This is a genomic window from Yoonia tamlensis (assembly GCF_900115105.1).
Lineage (GTDB): Bacteria > Pseudomonadota > Alphaproteobacteria > Rhodobacterales > Rhodobacteraceae > Yoonia > Yoonia tamlensis.
The window spans coordinates 1,277,221-1,295,500 of the sequence record NZ_FOYP01000001.1; the positions used below are offsets into that span (position 1 = coordinate 1,277,221).

Sequence of the window (18,280 nt, forward strand, 5' to 3'; positions counted from 1 at the left end):
CTAAAGCAGCAGGGTTAAGAAATAGGGCTCTTACCCGCGCATCTCAAGTGCGTCAGCGATCATGCTAACAAAACCCTCCGCGTCTTTGACCCGTGCGACAGCATCCATCGGCACGGTGATCCCCCATTTATCAGCCATCGCGCGGTAACGCGGCTGGCGATGCGCCAAAGCCTTGGCAAAGGCCCAGCGAATGAAATCATCCGGGTTTACCTTGTCCGGGGCCACGCCAAATTCATCCAAATAGGCGTTCCATGTCTTTAGCAAAAATACGGGATCATAGGACATCGGTTTGGGTTCGCGGTCAAACCGGCGCACCAGTTCGGCAGTATGCGCGTCCGACCCTTCGATCCAGACCATTAGCGTTTTGGACGCAAGGTCGGTCATGATCGGATCATCAGGGTTGTTGGTGTCCACCCATTCGCAGATGGAACCGCCTGTGTCGCAAATGAAATGCGGGTACTGGTACAGATCATGCGAGCGTTCAATAAAATGCCCCGTATCATGCAGCGCCGCAATTTCCGCGCGCTGGAACTGGTCTTGGCGGCGGGTGTATTCATCCCACGGCAAACCGCCCAGTTCCGGATCACCCGGTTTGCCCAGATAGGATGACATCGGCTTGAGATCGTTGAACGAGATATTCGAGCCGATATAAATACTGTCTGACCGCAAAAGGTCCCGCAAGAACGGCACTTTCATCGCTTCGCGCTTGGCATTATCGGCGATCAATTCACCCATGTAGCGGGTGCCAATTCGGTAATCGATCGAATAGTGGAACCAGTCACCCTGCTGGCGCAGCATCGACGACAAATAGGTCTTGCCCAAGCCCGACATCGCGAACAAAAGGACACGTTTTTGCGGCGCATTACGCCATTCAGAGGCAGAATTGTAAATCATGCCCATTGCCTAGCGGGATGCAGGGTATTCTGCCAGCGATAAATTGACGCGAAGTCCAATTTGCAAGCGCTTGAATGACCTAGTGATGCACCCTACCTGCCAAGTAATCAATTATGACAGTTAAGGAAAACACCATGCGCGCTGCTATTCACGACACATTCGGCGATCCTGCCGCAGTTCTAAAACCCGCCGAAGTGCCTATGCCAACTCCTGCCGCAGGTGCGGTATTGGTGAAAACCATCCTGTCGCCAATCCACAACCATGATCTTTGGACTGTGCGCGGCGAATATGGGTATAAACCCGATCTGCCCGCCGCGATTGGCGGCTCGGAGGCTGTGGGCGTGATTGAAGCCGTGGGCGAAGGCGTCGACGCCGCGCTGATCGGTACGCGCGTCGCGGTGGCTGGCGTGCATGGCACATGGGCCGAATATTTTACCGCCCCCGCAGGTGGTTTGCTGCCTTTGCCTGATGTGATTTCCGATAGCCTTGGCGCGCAATTGATCGCGATGCCCTTTAGCGCGATTTCGTTGTTGGAAACTTTGCAGGCCAAGAAAGGCGACTGGATCATCCAGACCGCTGCCAATGGCGCCGTTGGTAAAATTTTGGCCGTGTTGGCCAAGGCACGGGGCATCAACCTGTTGAACCTCGTGCGCCGTGCCGAGGCCGCCAAGGAGCTGGCCGATCTGGGTATTGGAAACGTGCTTGTGACAACAGATGCCGGTTGGCAAGACGCGGCGCGTACGATCATCGGCAAATCCGGTGCGGTATCAGCGGTCGATTCCGTTGGTGGCGAAATGGCCGAAGACCTGTGCGAATTGCTAGGCGTGAACGGTGAACTGGTGGTCTTTGGCACGGCAACGGGGGCGCCTTTGACCCTGTCGTCGGGTGCGCTGATTTTTAAACATATCACCGTCAAAGGGTTCTGGGGATCACGGGTCAGCAACGATATGCCCGCAGATGACCGCAAGCGTCTGATCACCGAACTTGTGACATTGGCCGCTACCGGCCAGCTGGTGCTGAAAGATGGTGGCACTTACGGGCTGGACGATGTGACCGCTGCAATGCAGGCCGCCGTGACGCCGGGCCGTGCCGGTAAGGTGATGATCAAACCGTAAAAGGGTGGGCGGCGTTTATGCGCCGCGCCATATCCACCCGCCGCCCAAGACCCGCGTGCTGTCAGGGTCGTAGAACACACAAGCCTGCCCCGGTGACACGCCCTGTTCTGCGACCAGCAGTTCAACTTCGGCCTCTGTCGCGGAAATCGGGCGCAGGATGGCATCTGTCGGCGGGCGGGTGGACCGCACACGCACCATGATGTTGCGCTCTTTCATATCGGCAAAGCCGCCGTCACCCAGCCAGTTGATCTCGCGGATCGGCACGCGGCGGGTCGCCAGCATTTCACGCGGGCCGACGATGACATGTTTTTTGTCGACATCGAGTTTTACCACATAAAGCGGATCAGCAAGCCCCCCGATGCCAAGCCCGCGACGCTGCCCGATAGTATAATGGATCACGCCGTTATGCTGGCCCAGCACATTGCCGTTCGTATCCACAATATCGCCCGCTTCCGCGGATCCAGGGCGCAGCTTTTCGATCAGCTTGGCGTAATCTCCATCAGGCACAAAACAAATGTCTTGGCTGTCGGGCTTGTCCGCCACGCTTAGCCCGTATTTTGTGGCCAGTGCGCGTGTTTCATCCTTGGATTTCAGATGGCCCAAGGGAAAGCGCAGGTAATCCAGTTGCTCTTGGGTCGTTGAAAACAGGAAATAGCTTTGGTCGCGATTGCTGTCAGCGGCGGAATGCAGTTCGGCCTTTTGGTCACCCATCATGCGTTGGATATAATGGCCGGTGGCCATGCAATCGGCGTCCAGATCCTTGGCCGTTTCCAGCAGGTCCTTGAATTTCACCCGCTCGTTACACCGGATACAGGGCACAGGTGTCGCGCCCGCCAGATAGCTATCGGCGAATTCGTCAATCACCGCCTCGCGGAATGTGTTTTCATAATCCAGTACATAATGCGGAAAACCCATTTCCTCTGCCACACGACGGGCATCATGAATATCGCGGCCCGCACAGCATGCGCCTTTTTTGGCCAGCGCCGCACCATGATCATAAAGCTGCAGCGTCACGCCAACGACATCATAGCCTTCTTCGGCCAGTTGGGCGGCAACGACAGAACTATCCACGCCGCCCGACATGGCCACAACCACCCGCGTTTCAGACGGGGGCTTGGCGAATCCAAGCGAATTGAGCGGCGAATCAAGGGGCATAGCGTGTCCAGTTAGTTAAACTTCGATATGAAATATAGGAAAATGCGCCGTACTCTCAAGGGGTGGCTATACGGATCATTAAGTCCTTGGCGTCATACCTCGTGTCGGGAGTAACCGAAAGGGGTGCAATATGTATCTAAGAAAAGTTGAGGGACCAAGGTCGATCACATTGCCTGACGGCACAATCATGACGCGCGCAGACCTGCCACCCGAAAACACGCGGCGCTGGGTCGCCTCGCGCAAGGCGGCTGTGGTGCGCGCTGTTGGCGGCGGATTGATTCCGCGCAAGGACGCGCTGGAACGCTACGGGCTTTCTGACGAAGAATTTTCGGAATGGGAAAACGCCGTCGCCGTCCACGGCGAAGCCGCATTAAAGACAACCGCGCTGCAACAGTATAGACAACCGTAGATTGAAATGAAATAAGCGTAGCACTGGTAACGGGTAGTTAACCTTTGGCTGTTTAGGTTAACGCTGTAAACGAGAAAGCGGAGAATCCCGAATGCGTGTTTTGCTGGTAGAAGATGACCCAACAACATCCAAAAGCATTGAATTGATGCTGACCCATGCCAATCTAAATGTCTATGCGACCGATTTGGGGGAGGAAGGGATCGATCTTGCGAAACTGTATGATTACGATTTGATCCTTCTCGACCTGAACTTGCCCGACATGAACGGGCACGAGGTCTTGCGCCAGCTGCGGCTTAGCCGGATTGATACACCGATCCTGATACTTTCTGGCGATGACGGCACCGAAAGCAAGCTCAAAGGATTTGGATTCGGGGCAGATGACTATCTGACAAAACCGTTTCACCGCGAAGAACTGGTTGCGCGTATTCATGCGATCATCCGCCGGTCCAAAGGGCATGCGCAATCCATCATCAAAACCGGTCAAATTGCCGTGAATCTGGATGCAAAAACCGTCAGCGTTGGCAACACAACCGTGCATCTGACCGGCAAGGAATACCAGATGCTTGAACTGCTCAGCCTGCGCAAGGGGACGACCCTGACCAAAGAAATGTTCCTTAACCATCTTTACGGCGGCATGGATGAACCCGAACTCAAGATTATCGATGTGTTTATCTGCAAGCTGCGCAAAAAGCTGAGCGAAGCAACCGAAGGCGACAATTATATCGAAACGGTTTGGGGGCGCGGCTATGTCTTGCGCGATCCTGATCCGGTTGCCCAGGCTGAACCGATTGCTGTCAGCGCCTGACGGACACGGTAACGGCACATCACGCGCGCATTGAACGATGTTAGGTCTGGCGGATAGGCACTGGACGTTTTTGGCAAGCTTCCCTAAGAATTGGAGCGGTTACCAGCAGATGCTGGACGTGAAATTCCGGGGGACCGCGTGACCAAGATCACACCAACCACGCTGCAATTGCCAGTCAATGACCTGACATCGACCCAAGCCAAAGCCGAACTGGCGTGGCTTGCGCAACAGTTGCAAGCGGCGAACACCGCCTATCATGGCGCCGATGCGCCAGAGCTGACTGACGCGCAATATGATGACTACAAAAGACGCAATACAGCGATTGAAACAGCGTTCCCCGCTCTCAAACGTGCGGACAGCCCAAGCGACCAGATCGGCGCAGCGCCTGCTGACGGCTTTGGCAAAATCCACCATGCTGTGCGGATGCTGTCGCTTGGCAATGCCTTTGACGACGCAGAAGTTTCCGATTTTGATACACGCGTCCGCAAATTTCTGGGCCGCGAGGATGACAGCGCACTTGCCTATACCGCGGAGCCGAAAATTGACGGGCTTTCGCTTTCGCTGCGCTATGAAAACGGCAAGCTGACGCAGGCCGCTACCCGCGGTGACGGAGAAACCGGCGAAAATGTCACCGCAAATGCACGCACAATTGCCGATATTCCACATGAAATCAGCGGCGCACCCGCTATTCTTGAGGTGCGCGGCGAAGTCTATATGAGCCACGCCGATTTTGCCGAACTCAACGCGCGCCAAACCGAAACGGGGGGCAAAACATTTGCAAATCCGCGCAATGCCGCCGCCGGATCATTGCGCCAATTGGACGCAAAAATCACCAAAGCGCGACCGCTGCGCTTTTTCGCCTATGCTTGGGGCGATCTCTCGGCACCCTTGGCGCAAACGCAGGCGGCGGCCATTTCGCGGTTACAAGAATTTGGCTTTGCGACCAATCCGTTAACCCACGTGTGCAACGGCCCGGACGCGCTGATTACGCATTACCGCGCGATCGAACAGCAACGCGCGACGCTCGGCTATGATATTGATGGCGTCGTCTATAAGGTGAATGATCTTGCGCTACAGCAGCGGCTTGGCTTTCGCGCCACCACGCCCCGCTGGGCCATCGCACATAAATTCCCCGCAGAATTGGCCTGGACAACTTTGGAACGTATCGACATCCAAGTGGGCCGGACCGGCGCCTTGTCACCGGTTGCGCGGCTGACCCCGGTCACAGTCGGCGGGGTGGTTGTGTCTAATGCGACTTTACACAACGAAGATTACATCGCAGGTCGCGGCGGCGATGGCCAACCGATCCGCGAAGGGCGCGATATTCGGCCCGGCGATTGGGTGCAGATTTACCGCGCGGGCGATGTGATCCCCAAGATTAAGGATGTTGACCTATCGCGACGCGCCAATGATGCGCCCGCGTTCATATTTCCCGATCAATGCCCGGAATGCGGATCTGTCGCGATCCGCGAAGAAGGTGACGCCGTACGCCGCTGTACTGGTGGCATGATTTGCCCGGCGCAAGCCATTGAAAAACTTCGTCATTTTGTGTCGCGCGGGGCGTTTGATATTGACGGGCTGGGTGCCAAACAGGTGGAACAGTTTTATGCTGACGGCTGGGTGCAGACGCCCGCAGATATTTTTACATTGCGCGCGCGGTTTGGCAGCGGCCTTCAACAGCTTAAGAACCGCGATGGCTGGGGCGAGGTCAGCGCGAATAAACTCTTTGATGCGATTGATAACAAACGACAAATTCCACTTGGTAAGCTGATATTCTCGCTCGGTATCCGCCATGTGGGCGACAGTTCCGCGAACCTTCTGGCCAATCACTATGGCAGCTGGGACGCGTTTGAGACCGCAATGACGCAGGCCGAGGTCGGCGCAGGCGCGGCCTGGGAGGCGTTAACCAGTATTGACGGCGTCGGCGCGGTCATGGCGACATCGCTGATCACCGCCATGCAGCAAGCCGCAGAGCGGGCATCAATCGACGCGCTTGTCGCGCAATTGGACGTGCAGGATGCGGCTGCCGTCAGCAGCGACAGCCCCGTCGCGGGCAAGATCGTGGTATTCACCGGTACGCTTGAAAAAATGTCACGGGCCGAAGCCAAAGCCCGCGCAGAGGCTTTGGGCGCTAAAGTATCAGGGTCCGTCAGCGCCAAGACCGATATTCTGGTCGCGGGCCCCGGCGCCGGGTCAAAGGCCAAAAAGGCGGCAGATCTTGGCGTGGAAGCGATGAATGAGGATGCCTGGTTAACCCTGATCGGTACCAAATGACGGGGCGGCCCGAAGTTCTTTTTCCACTGTTTGGCGCGTTGACCAAGCTTGATGGTGTGGGCCCAAAAACGGTGCAGATACTCGAAGGTGCGGGTATCACAAAGCCGCGTGACCTTTTGTTTACCTTACCTTTATCGGGGGTTGACCGGCATCGTCGCGGATCAATTCGCGAGGTGGTTGCGCCCGCTGTTGCGACCGTTGCCGTCACGATCGGTGAACATTACCCGCCAAACCCGCCAAAATCGCGCGGCCGTCCATACCGTGTGAATGTCTCGGATGAACAGACCGCATTTCAGCTGGTCTATTTTCATGTGCGCGGTGATTACCTGCAAAAACTGTTGCCAACCGGCCAAAAACGCGTGGTTTCGGGCAAGATCGAAGTCTTCGACAGTATCGCGCAGATGGTCCACCCCGACCATGTGGTCACGCTCGATGAGGCCGAGGAAATCCCTGCGTTTGAACCGGTTTATGCATTGCATGCAGGGATCAGCCAGAAACTGATGTACCGCGCGACGCAGGCCGCATTGGCAATGACCACACCTTTGCCGGAATGGATTGATCCCGCGCTCAAATCCCGCGAAAAATGGCCGGACTGGCAGGCGGCACTGGCGCGGGCGCATCGCCCGAAATCCCCCACTGATTTGTCACCCCATGATCCGGCGCGTCACAGGCTTGCTTATGATGAATTGCTTGCCCATCAGCTGACGCTTGCACTGGCGCGGTCAGTGCAGCGCCGCGCAAAGGGGATCAAATCGCAAGCCACGGGGCAATTATCGGCAAAGGTTCTTGCCGCACTTCCATATATGCCAACATCCGCGCAAACCCGTGCAATCGCCGAAATTTGTGCTGATCTGGGGTCGGAATTCCGGATGAACCGCCTGTTGCAAGGTGATGTCGGATCCGGAAAAACGCTTGTGGCGCTGATGGCGTTGCTTGCGGTTGTCGAAGCGGGCGGGCAGGGCGTTATGATGGCGCCAACCGAAATTCTGGCGCGTCAGCACCTTGACGGATTGCAGCCGTTGGCAGCCACAGCGGGGATCCGGCTTGAGATTTTGACAGGGCGCGACAAGGGGCAGGCGCGTGCGCAAAAGCTTGCGTCGCTGGAAAACGGCGACATTTCAATTCTTGTCGGCACCCATGCAGTGTTTCAAAAAGACATTGTTTTCAATGATCTAAGGCTTGCCATTATTGATGAACAACACCGGTTTGGCGTGTCCCAGCGGATGGAACTGGGCGCAAAGGGTGGCTTTACGGATGTTCTGGTAATGACGGCAACGCCGATCCCGCGCTCGCTTGCGTTGGCGCAATATGGCGATCTCGATGTGTCGGTATTGGATGAAAAACCGGCCGGGCGCAGCCCTGTGCAAACGGCGCTTGTGTCGACCGCGCGCATGGACGAGGTGGTTGAGAAGCTGCAGCATGCCGTGACCGAGGGACGGCAGGCCTATTGGGTTTGCCCGCTGGTCGAAGAAAGCGAAATCGTCGATATGACGGCCGCGCAAGAGAGGTTCAAACAGCTGCGCGCGCGTTTGGGTGAAGGCGTTGTCGGTCTGGTGCACGGGCAAATGCCGCCCGCCGAAAAAGACGCCGCGATGGCACGTTTTGTTGCCGGCGAAACCAAGGTTCTGGTCGCAACAACCGTGATCGAGGTTGGCGTGAATGTCCCCAATGCATCGATCATGGTGATTGAACGTGCCGAAAGCTTTGGCCTTGCGCAGTTGCACCAGCTGCGCGGGCGGGTCGGGCGCGGGGCTGCGGCATCAACCTGTTTATTATTGTACCAAGCACCGCTGAGCGAGACCGGCAAGCGGCGGCTGGAAATCTTGCGGGAAACGGAAGACGGATTCAAAATTTCCGAAGAAGATCTGGCGATGCGCGGCGCAGGCGATGTCATCGGCACGGCGCAATCGGGCCTGCCAAGGTTCCGCATAGCCGACATCGAGCGCCAGTCAGATCTGATGGCAATCGCGCAATCGGATGCGCGCGCCCTGATCAATACAGATCCAAAGCTTGAGACAACGCGTGGTAAGGCCGCCCGGACGCTGTTGTGGCTGATGGAACAGGACAAAGCTATTCGTTTGATATCAGTTGGTTAACTATTTTGTTCGCAAATGTTCTCAAAAAGTTCTTTACAGGTGGTTAATCATATGAGAACAAAGGAGCAACATAACAAAGGAGCAACACTATGGCCAAGGAAATCAAAGACGTTCTAGTGCGGTCGCGCGACACGATCCTTTCGGATGCGCTTGGTGTTGTTGCTTTGATGGTGATGTTGTTTGTCGGATTATCCCTGCCCGGATTGATCTGACCGCCTGTGTAACGCGGGCATCGAAATTGCGCTGTCCCACCGATGCAATTTTTATGACCTGCCTGTCAATGATCCTGAACGGGGTTTTGCCTCTCCCGATGGAAACGATCGCTTTGCGTTACAATACTATGCCGCCGCCATCCTGTCCCGGATGTGCGGCGGTTTTTTATGTGTGCAGAGTACCTAGCGCATCCAAAGTCGCGTCAAATGCCAGCAAAATGGATGCATGGCGGTTTTTGTAATCTTTTGCGGGAAGCAGGACAGATAGATCATCGAAAGGCGCGGCAGGCGGTGGCCCGTCATGTTTGAGCATCGCAATAAGCTGGTCGCGCCCTGTCCGTATCTGTGCGGCGGACAGCCCCACAATATTGGACCCCAGAACCGCCGCTGCCGCCTGTCCCAAGGCGCAGGCTTTTACGTCTTGCCCGTAGTCCGTTACGATCCCATCTATCAATTGTACATCAACCGTGACCGTTGATCCGCAAAGTGGTGCTCGCCGGTTTGCCGTGGCAGTCGGTGCCGCCAGCCGCGCCGTGCGTGGCATATCCGCCGCAAGTGCCAAAATCCGGCCGGAATAGAGTTTGATCATATCTGTTTCTGCTGACACGTGTTTGCCCTTTTGTCCGGTCCTGCCTAGATAGTATCCAAACCACCAGAAGCAAAGAGGCCGATCATGTCATTTGACCCAAGCACCCTGAAATATAATGACGCCGGGTTGATCCCCGCAATTGCCCAAGATGCCACATCGGGCGAGGTGCTGATGATGGCCTGGATGAACGCCGATGCCGTTGCAAAAACCCTTGCGACTGGGCAGGTGACCTATTGGTCGCGGTCGCGCCAGTCCTTCTGGATCAAGGGAGAAACCAGCGGCCACCGGCAGGAACTTGTGGATTTCAGCATTGACTGCGACCGTGATTGTCTTTTGGTCAGGGTGAACCAAACCGGTGCCGCCTGTCATACGGGGCGCCGCACCTGTTTTTACACCGATGTTGTGGACGGCGTTGAAATTGTGACCCAAGCGCCGCTTGCGGGGTAGGGATGCGCTCCGCGCGGGAGTATTTTTAGCAAGATGATATGGGAAGGCCGATCATTGCGCGGATGTCGGCGGGGCTTGCCCCTTCGGCACGGTATTTGGACAGGGCTTTGGATTTGTCGATTTTGGCAAGCCGTTTCCCGCTTGCGTCTGTGATCAGCTCGTGATGCCAATACTGCGGCGTATTCCACCCCATAAGCTGTTGTAATAGCACCTGATAGGGGGTCAGCCCCCATAGATCCACGCCACGCACCACATGTGTGATTTCTTGGTGCGCGTCGTCATAAGGGCAGGCGAGATGATAGGCGATATCGCCGCTGTCTTTGCGTTTGAGCACCGGATCGCCAAGTTGACCCAAGAGCCAATCGGGTGAAATTTCATGAATGACCGGTTGGCCGCGGCCCAATTCGGTAAAGCTGCGCAGCGCGCCAGTTTCTGCAAGACAGGCCGCGAGGTTGAGCCGCAACGCGTCACCTTGCTGTGCATCCGCCATCGTCCGGTGCCGGCATGTGCCGGGGTAGACCAGCCCTTCGGCACCGGCTATTGCGCCCGCATCAAGAATTTCGCGTCGGCTACAGCTGCAAGGGTAAAGCAAACCGCGCGTGGCAAGCGTAGTCAGCGCGGTTTCATAATCTGCAATTTGGTCAGACTGCCGCCGCACGGGCGTTGGCCATTGCAGCCCGAGCCAAGCAAGGTCATTAAAAATGCCCTGCTCAAAGGCTGGACGCGCCCGCGCGCGGTCGGTGTCTTCAATCCGCAAAAGGGCGGTGCCGCCCAGTTTTTTCGCTACATCCCAGACAGTTAGCGCGGAAAACGCATGCCCCAGGTGCAGCGGGCCTGTCGGCGAAGGGGCAAACCGTGTGCGCATTCAGGCCAGCTGGTCCAGCCATGCCTGCCAATCGGCTTTGGCGCGGTCGGTATAGGCCTTGTAGCGGGTCTTGCGGTTGCGCCGCCCGTTCTTGGTGCCTTCGACAGGCGGGAACAGCCCGAAATTCACGTTCATTGGCTGGAAAGTCTTGGCTTCGGCGCCGCCGGTAATATGGGTGACCAATGCTCCCATGGCCGTAGTATCAGGAACGCTTGGCAGGCTGCGCCCTGCAAGCTCTGCCACAGCCATACGCCCCGCAAGCAGGCCCATCGCGGCGCTTTCGACATAGCCTTCGACGCCGGTGATTTGCCCTGCAAAGCGGATATTGGGTTTTGATCGCAGGCGCATTTGATCGTCAAGCAACGTGGGCGAGTTGATGAATGTGTTGCGGTGAATACCGCCAAGCCGCGCAAATTCGGCATCTTCAAGCGCAGGAATTGTTTTGAAAACATCCTTTTGCGCGCCGTACTTCATCTTTGTCTGGAAGCCGACGATATTGTAAAGCGTGCCAAGCGCATTGTCGCGCCGGAGCTGCACCACCGCATAGGGTTTGTTGTCCGGATCATGAGCATTGGTCAGTCCTACGGGCTTCATCGGGCCAAAGCGCAGGGTTTCGCGGCCCCGTTCGGCCATGACCTCGATCGGCAGACAGCCATCAAAATAGCCAGCGGTTTCACCTTCTTTGAACGCGGTTTTTTCGGCAGCGAGAAGCGCGTCGATGAACGCCTCATATTGCGCTTTGGTCATCGGGCAGTTCAGATAGGCGGTCTGTTCCTCGATCGTTTCGCCTTTGTCATAGCGTGACTGCATCCATGCGATATCCATATTGATGCTGTCGTGGTAGACAATTGGGGCAATTGCGTCAAAAAACGCGAGCGCTTCGGCGCCGGTTTCGGTTTGGATTGCCTGCGCCAGCGCGCCCGATGTCAACGGGCCCGTCGCAATGATCCAATGGCCATCATCGGGCAGGGCTGTAATTTCATCGTAGGAAACTGTGATATTCGGGTGGGATTTGAGAGCGGCCGTCACGCTTTCGGCGAAAGGATCGCGGTCAACGGCCAATGCGCCACCAGCAGGCAGGCGGTGTTTTTCGGCCATTTGCATAATGAGCCCGCCCGCTGCCCGCATTTCCCAATGCAAAAGCCCTACGGCGTTCTGTTCATGATCATCCGAGCGGAACGAATTCGAACAAACCATTTCGCCCAAGTTCCCTGTGCGGTGCGCAAAGGTTTCCACCTTGGGGCGCATTTCGTGGATCACCACGTTTACGCCCGCATTCGCAGCCTGCCAGGCCGCCTCTGATCCGGCCATACCGCCGCCGATGATGTTCAATGTGTGTTTCATAATCGTCATTTAGTGCGCGGACCCGAAAATGAAAAGCCCCGAGGTTTTCCCGGGGCGAATGGTGCGGCGTTTCGATATTTCGTCGCTTGGCAACGTTAGGCCGGACCGAATAGGAACAGGCTTGAACCGTCGCGTGCTTTGAGGTTGTTCCACTGTCTGGACCAAACGAGAACGACGTTCCAATCGTAGTGAAGGTCTCGCCATTTGTGCTGGCATCCGCTTTGGCTGACGCAAGAATTGCTTTTCCATAGAATACTATGCAGAACAGAAAAGGCCCCGCATAACTGCGAGGCCCCATGGAAACTACGCTTTAAAACGGTAGTGGCAGCTCGAGATAGGTCGGCTGCGCAAAGGTTATTCCGCCATCTGGGCCAAAGCTAAATGTCGCGCCGATGGAATAGTAAATCTCATCAAAGCCGGTGCCGTCATCGCTTCCAAGGTTCCCAAGAGTTGCATAGACGGATGCGCCTGCAACGGTTTCGTATGAGCCGCCAAGTTCGATGGTGTTGTATGTTTCGCCACAGTCTGCAATGTCAAGGAAGTCCATTTCGCCAATAGCAGCGATACCGTTACCAAACCCATAAGCACCGGATGCGCCAAATATTGTGATCTCTTGCGTTCCAGTATCGCCATGCCCAAGATAGCCCTGTGCCGAAATTTCACCCGCAGAATAGGCGGCTTCAACACCGTAGTAATCGATATGATCCACGGAAAAAACCTTCAGCGACATCGCGACCAACCCATGCGCCAAGGCTCACATGATCGTTAAGCTTGTAAATCCCGTGCAGCGTATAGTTGCTCAGGCTAGTGTCGCTCAGCGCACCTTCGAAATCGTAGAATGCAGCATCAAGCGCGACCGCGATCATCGGGTCAATCGCATATTCGACAGAGCCGCCAAGTGTCTTTTGGGAATCGTCAAAGTCGGCAAAATTCCCGTATTCGATCCCGATTGAACCGCCAGTGAAACCCTGCGCAATTGCGCCCGATGTTCCTGCGGTAACCAGTGCTGTTGTGAGAATAAGTTTGTGAAGCATAATAATCTCCATGTCATCGTCATGTTGATAATGCGTCGCATTTTTATCGGCAAGGGTGAGAAATTTGAAGTAATGAATTCCTTGCCTAAGGTGCCAGACCGCAAAAAGCCCCCCAAAAGGGGGGCTTTTGCTTAATTTTCGACCGCTTCATCATCGCCTTGATCGGCAATCCAGGCGACGCTGACGACCGTTTCGCCTTTGCCGGTGTCGAACACTTTGACCCCGCCAGCGCCGCGGGATCGGAAGGAAATACCTTCGATAGGCACGCGGATCGATTGGCCTGTGGATGTCACCAGCATGATCTGGTCCGACGCATCGACAGGGAAGGATGTGACCAGCGGCCCGCCGCGCATTGCCTTATCCATCGCCGCGACGCCCATGCCGCCCCGACCACGTACGGGGTAATCATGGCTGGATGACAATTTGCCAGAGCCTTTGGAGGTGATCGTCAGGATCAGGTTTTCTGCCGCCGACATTTCAGCATAGCGTTCCTGGCTGATTGCGCCTGGTGCTGCGTCTTCTTCATCATCTGTTTCGGCATCATCGGCCAATCCGGCCATTGCACGGCGCATTTTCAGATAGGCAGCACGCTCAGGCGCTTCGGCGTCAAAATGGCTGATGATCGACATGGAAACGACCGTGTCATTGCCCTGCAATTTGATCCCGCGCACACCGACAGAGGCGCGCGAGTTGAACACGCGCACATCAGTTGCAGGGAAGCGGATCGCACGGCCCGAATCCGTGACCAGCATCACATCATCATCATTGGACGCAATGCGCGCATTGATCAGCGTTGTTTCGGCGTGTTCGTCTTCGAATTTCATCGCAATCTTGCCGTTACGCATGACATTGGTGAAATCCGACAATTTGTTGCGCCGCACGGTGCCCGCCGATGTCGCAAAGACCACTTGCAGGTCGTCCCATTCTTCTTCGGGGCGATCAACCGGCATGATGGCGGCGATGGAAACACCTTGTGGAATCGGCAGGATGTTCACGATTGCCTTGCCTTTGGCGGTCCGGCTTCCCAGCGGCAAGCGCCATGTTTTCAGCTTGTAAACCATGCCGTCTGTCGTAAAGAACAACAATTGCGTATGGGTATTGGCAACAAATAGCGTTGTGACCACGTCTTCTTCTTTGGTGGCCATGGACGACAGGCCTTTTCCGCCACGGCGCTGCGCACGGAAATCGGCAAGCGCGGTGCGTTTGATATAGCCGCCAGAGGTCACGGTCACGACCATTTCCTCGCGCTCGATCAGGTCTTCGTCATCCATATCGCCGGCCCAATCGACGATTTCGGTGCGACGCGGTACGGCAAACAGGTCGCGCACCTCGATCAGCTCATCACGGATGATTTGCATGATCCGGTCGCGTGATCCCAGAATTTCAAGACATTCACGGATCTTACCGGCAAGCTCTTGCAGCTCGTCCGTGACTTCCTTGACACCGATCTGGGTCAGGCGCTGCAACCTCAGTTCCAGAATGGCGCGGGCTTGGGTTTCGGACAGGTTATAGGTGCCATCATCGTTTGCTGTATGGGTCGGATCATCGATCAACGCGATATATTCAAGGATCGTTTCCGCAGGCCAGCGGCGTGTCATCAGCTTTTCACGCGCAGTGGCGGCATCCGCAGACGACCGGATCGTGGCAACGATTTCATCGATATTGGTGACCGCAACCGCCAATCCGCACAGAATATGTGCGCGTTCGCGGGCCTTGCGCAAGTCAAACGCCGTGCGCCGTGCGACCACTTCTTCGCGGAAATCGATAAAGGCCGTCAGGAACGCACGCAGCGTCAGCTGTTCGGGCTTGCCGCCATTCAGCGCCAGCATGTTGCACCCGAAATAGGTTTGCATCGGCGTAAAGCGGAAAAGCTGGTTCAGCACGACCTCGGCAGTGGCGTCACGTTTGAGTTCGACAACAACACGCACGCCGTTGCGATCGGATTCGTCTTGGACATGCGCGATGCCTTCGATCCGTTTTTCGCGCGCGGCCTCGGCAATCTTGTCGATCATCGCGGATTTATTCACCTGATAGGGAATTTCATCGATGACAATCGCGTAGCGGTCTTTGCGGATTTCCTCGGTGTGGGTTTTGGACCGCACAACAACCGATCCGCGCCCTTCAAGATAGGCTTTGCGTGCACCGGCGCGGCCCAGAATGATCCCGCCTGTGGGGAAATCGGGGGCAGGGATATAATCGATCAATTGCTCTGACGACAGGTCGGGCTCGTCAATCAGCGCAAGCGTGGCGTTGATCACCTCGCCCAGATTATGCGGCGGGATATTGGTTGCCATACCCACGGCAATACCGCCCGCACCATTGACCAGCATATTCGGAAAACGTGCTGGCAAAACAGTGGGTTCGCGGTCTTTACCGTCATAGTTATCCTGAAAATCGACGGTGTCTTTGTCGATATCGGCCAGCAGGAATGCGGCGGGTTTATCCATGCGAACTTCGGTGTAACGCATGGCCGCGGCGCGGTCGCCATCCATCGAGCCAAAGTTGCCTTGACCGTCCAGCAGTTTAAGCGACATCGAGAAATTCTGCGCCATCCGCACCAGCGCGTCATAAATCGCGCTATCGCCGTGCGGGTGGTATTTCCCCATAACATCGCCGACAGGGCGCGCCGATTTGCGGTAGGATTTGTCCGGCGTGTTGCCGCTTTCGTTCATTCCGTAAAGAATGCGGCGGTGTACCGGTTTCAGCCCGTCACGCAGGTCAGGAATAGCCCGTGAAACGATCACGCTCATCGCGTAATCAAGATAGCTGGTTTTCAGCTCGTGTTCGATGGTGACATGCGGGCCACCGTACACATAGGCCGCCGGCTTGTTTTCGTCTTCGTTTTCAGGGGTTTGAGGGGTATCGTTCACGTGGACCGCCTGTTGTTATGCTAACTGCTATATCTCGTTCTCGGCATCCTATCAGACACTTGATATAGGGTGCAATGGGCGATCCAGACCCAATCGGCCAGCCCGCAGAACTGCGGGCTAACCTGTTGTCATTTATCGATTATTTAAAGCGCGATATGGGCTTTATCCCGCCCGTTTGATCATCCCGAACAAATCGCGCGGATCATCGGGGTCCGCAACTAGGTCGATATCGACGTAAAACGGCGTGTCCTTGATCTTTGCATGGACATAGCGCAGGGCGCTGAAATCCTCGATCGCAAAGCCGACGCCATCAAAAAGCGTGACCTCATCCGCCGAAGCGCGCCCTTTTTGCGCGCCTGTAATCACCTGCCACAGTTCGGTGACAGGGTGGTCGGCGGGCATTTGCTGGATCTCGCCTTCGATCCGTGTCTGGGGCGGGTATTCAACGAATATATTTGCGCGCGCCACGATATCGCGGTGCAGTTCTGTCTTGCCGGGGCAATCGCCGCCGATGGCATTGATATGCACGCCTGCGCCGACCATGTTGTCGGTCAGGATGGTCTGCACATCCTTGTCCGCCGTTGCAACCGTGATCACATCCGCGCCTTCGATCGCATCTTCGGGGGTGGTGCATTTGGTGATGCTAAACCCGTGGCCAGCAAGGTTTTTCGCGCATTTTTCAGTCGCTGCGGGGTCAATGTCATAAAGCCGGATGTCGCTGATGCCACAGACCGCCTTGATCGCGAGGCACTGGAATTCGGACTGCGCACCATTGCCGATCATCGCCATGGTTTTTGCGTCCTTGCGCGCCAGATATTTGGTCGCAACCGCAGACATCGCCCCTGTGCGCAGCGCCGTCAGCACCGTCATCTCGGAAAACAGGACCGGATAGCCTGTGTAGACATTCGAAAGCACACCAAACGCGGTGACGGTTTGCAGCCCTTCCTTCATGTTTTTGGGGTGGCCGTTGACGTATTTGAACCCGTAGAATGTCCCGTCAGACGTTGGCATCAACTCAATAACGCCCACGTCAGAATGGCTGCCGACGCGCGGTGTTTTGTCGAACAGTTCCCAACGGGCAAAATCCGCTTCGATTTCGCGCGCAAGATCGGCCATGAACACATCAATGCCGATGTTGCGCACAAGGCGCATCATATCGTCGACGCTCACAAAAGGAACAAGAGCAAGGTTTGAGGCTTTGAGTGTCATGCGTGGCTCCGGGTTGGGCGGTCAAAAACGCGGCGGCCAAGCAATGACGCTGTCAGGTCCACCATCAGGTTTGCGGTCTGGCCGCGGTCATCAAGAAACGGATTCAGTTCGACCAGATCAAGCGATGTGACCAGCCCCGAATCCGACAGCATTTCCATCACCAGATGGCCTTCGCGCACTGTCGCGCCACCAGGCACGGTGGTGCCCACGGCGGGGGCAACGGACGGGTCAAGAAAATCAACATCCAAAGACACGTGCAGCATGCCGTTGACAGCCGCCACACGATCCAGAAAGCTTTGCAATGGCGCGCGGATGCCTTGTTCATCAATCATGCGCATATCAACAAGCGTCACAGCGCCGTCATCCAGCACCGCATGTTCGGCCGCATCCACGGACCGCAACCCGATCATGCAGATATTAGCCGGATCAACACGGATGGGCAGGGATGGAAAGGCATCAAACCCGTCGCGCCCTATGACATAACCTACAGGTGTTCCGTGCAGATTGCCGCTGTCGGTGGTGTCGGGGGTATGGATATCGCTATGGGCATCCAGCCAAAGCGCAAAGAACGGACGGTTTAATGCGGCCGCATGGGCCGCCATTCCGGCCACGGTGCCCGCAGCAAGCGCATGGTCACCGCCCATAAAAATCGGCATGCCGCGCGATGCGTTTTCGCGTGCGGCGTCCATCAGTGTCTGCGTCCAGCCGACATTTTCCGCAAGCTTATAAACCTGCGGATTTTTCGCAGGCGCGACATCCACCTTGGCAGGCGCGAGATTACCCATATCCTCAACGCTATGGCCTAGCGCTGTGATGGCGTCATGAATACCGGCAGTGCGGTAAGCGTCGGGGCCCATGAGGCACCCGCGTGTGCGTTTACCGCAATCCACAGGGGCCCCAATCAATATGCAATGTTTTTGTGTCATAACAGATCATTACCCAAAAAAGCGGGTGTAAACAGA

The 18,280-nt window shown here is 56.2% G+C and carries 17 protein-coding genes; 7 read left to right on the forward strand and 10 right to left on the reverse strand.

Annotation, left to right across the window (positions count from 1 at the left end; genetic code table 11):
- Positions 1–30: 30 nt before the first annotated feature.
- Entirely contained in the window at positions 31–894 is an 864-nt protein-coding gene (locus BM320_RS06635; protein ID WP_090197963.1) for an ATPase, read from the reverse strand.
- Between the two features lie 134 nt (positions 895–1,028).
- On the opposite strand from BM320_RS06635, the gene BM320_RS06640 reads away from it, so the two are divergent.
- The gene (locus tag BM320_RS06640) at positions 1,029–2,009 is read left to right on the forward strand and encodes a zinc-binding dehydrogenase (RefSeq protein WP_090197967.1); all 981 of its coding nucleotides are present in this window, start codon (positions 1,029–1,031) and stop codon (positions 2,007–2,009) included.
- Between the two features lie 15 nt (positions 2,010–2,024).
- On the opposite strand, the gene mnmA is transcribed toward BM320_RS06640, so the two are convergent.
- Positions 2,025–3,164: a tRNA 2-thiouridine(34) synthase MnmA gene (gene mnmA, locus BM320_RS06645; protein ID WP_090197970.1), complete on the reverse strand. Its 1,140-nt coding sequence runs from the start codon at positions 3,162–3,164 to the stop codon at positions 2,025–2,027.
- A gap of 130 nt (positions 3,165–3,294) precedes the next feature.
- On the opposite strand from mnmA, the gene sciP reads away from it, so the two are divergent.
- The 5 genes from sciP to BM320_RS16555 all read left to right on the forward strand — a co-directional run bounded on the left by sciP (position 3,295) and on the right by BM320_RS16555 (position 8,960).
- Entirely contained in the window at positions 3,295–3,573 is a 279-nt protein-coding gene (gene sciP, locus BM320_RS06650; RefSeq protein ID WP_090197973.1) for a CtrA inhibitor SciP, read from the forward strand.
- A gap of 91 nt (positions 3,574–3,664) precedes the next feature.
- Positions 3,665–4,378, forward strand: a complete 714-nt coding sequence (ctrA, locus tag BM320_RS06655) for a response regulator transcription factor CtrA (protein ID WP_090197976.1) — start codon at positions 3,665–3,667, stop codon at positions 4,376–4,378.
- Between the two features lie 138 nt (positions 4,379–4,516).
- The gene (ligA, locus tag BM320_RS06660; RefSeq protein WP_207496859.1) at positions 4,517–6,652 is read left to right on the forward strand and encodes an NAD-dependent DNA ligase LigA; all 2,136 of its coding nucleotides are present in this window, start codon (positions 4,517–4,519) and stop codon (positions 6,650–6,652) included.
- Positions 6,649–8,748 (forward strand): ATP-dependent DNA helicase RecG, encoded by a 2,100-nt coding sequence (recG, locus tag BM320_RS06665; RefSeq protein WP_090197979.1) that lies wholly within the window; start codon positions 6,649–6,651, stop codon positions 8,746–8,748. The genes ligA and recG overlap by 4 nt, the downstream gene beginning before the upstream one ends.
- An 89-nt stretch (positions 8,749–8,837) precedes the next feature.
- On the forward strand, positions 8,838–8,960 hold the full coding sequence (locus BM320_RS16555; RefSeq protein ID WP_278246418.1) for a hypothetical protein: 123 nt from the start codon (positions 8,838–8,840) through the stop codon (positions 8,958–8,960).
- 166 nt (positions 8,961–9,126) lie between these two features.
- On the opposite strand, the gene BM320_RS06670 is transcribed toward BM320_RS16555, so the two are convergent.
- On the reverse strand, positions 9,127–9,567 hold the full coding sequence (locus BM320_RS06670) for an iron-sulfur cluster assembly scaffold protein (RefSeq protein ID WP_090197981.1): 441 nt from the start codon (positions 9,565–9,567) through the stop codon (positions 9,127–9,129).
- Positions 9,568–9,633: 66 nt separating this feature from the next.
- Here BM320_RS06670 and hisI point away from each other — a divergent pair, with 66 nt between their 5' ends.
- The gene (gene hisI / locus BM320_RS06675) at positions 9,634–9,996 is read left to right on the forward strand and encodes a phosphoribosyl-AMP cyclohydrolase (RefSeq protein WP_090197984.1); all 363 of its coding nucleotides are present in this window, start codon (positions 9,634–9,636) and stop codon (positions 9,994–9,996) included.
- 25 nt (positions 9,997–10,021) lie between these two features.
- Here the strand turns inward: hisI and gluQRS are convergent, their stop codons facing one another.
- The 7 genes from gluQRS to rocF form a co-directional block, all read right to left on the reverse strand.
- The gene (gluQRS, locus tag BM320_RS06680) at positions 10,022–10,861 is read right to left on the reverse strand and encodes a tRNA glutamyl-Q(34) synthetase GluQRS (protein WP_090197987.1); all 840 of its coding nucleotides are present in this window, start codon (positions 10,859–10,861) and stop codon (positions 10,022–10,024) included.
- Positions 10,862–12,205: a methylenetetrahydrofolate--tRNA-(uracil(54)-C(5))-methyltransferase (FADH(2)-oxidizing) TrmFO gene (trmFO, locus tag BM320_RS06685; protein WP_090200433.1), complete on the reverse strand. Its 1,344-nt coding sequence runs from the start codon at positions 12,203–12,205 to the stop codon at positions 10,862–10,864.
- 310 nt (positions 12,206–12,515) lie between these two features.
- Positions 12,516–12,914: a hypothetical protein gene (locus BM320_RS06690; RefSeq protein ID WP_090197991.1), complete on the reverse strand. Its 399-nt coding sequence runs from the start codon at positions 12,912–12,914 to the stop codon at positions 12,516–12,518.
- On the reverse strand, positions 12,886–13,239 hold the full coding sequence (locus tag BM320_RS06695; protein ID WP_131802303.1) for a hypothetical protein: 354 nt from the start codon (positions 13,237–13,239) through the stop codon (positions 12,886–12,888). Before BM320_RS06695 ends, BM320_RS06690 begins: the two co-directional genes overlap by 29 nt.
- Before the next feature lie 131 nt (positions 13,240–13,370).
- Positions 13,371–16,109, reverse strand: a complete 2,739-nt coding sequence (gene gyrA, locus BM320_RS06700; RefSeq protein ID WP_090197996.1) for a DNA gyrase subunit A — start codon at positions 16,107–16,109, stop codon at positions 13,371–13,373.
- 162 nt (positions 16,110–16,271) lie between these two features.
- The gene (gene ocd, locus BM320_RS06705) at positions 16,272–17,318 is read right to left on the reverse strand and encodes an ornithine cyclodeaminase (protein WP_090197998.1); all 1,047 of its coding nucleotides are present in this window, start codon (positions 17,316–17,318) and stop codon (positions 16,272–16,274) included.
- Positions 17,315–18,244, reverse strand: a complete 930-nt coding sequence (gene rocF / locus BM320_RS06710) for an arginase (RefSeq protein WP_090198001.1) — start codon at positions 18,242–18,244, stop codon at positions 17,315–17,317. Before rocF ends, ocd begins: the two co-directional genes overlap by 4 nt.
- Positions 18,245–18,280 lie beyond the last annotated feature (36 nt).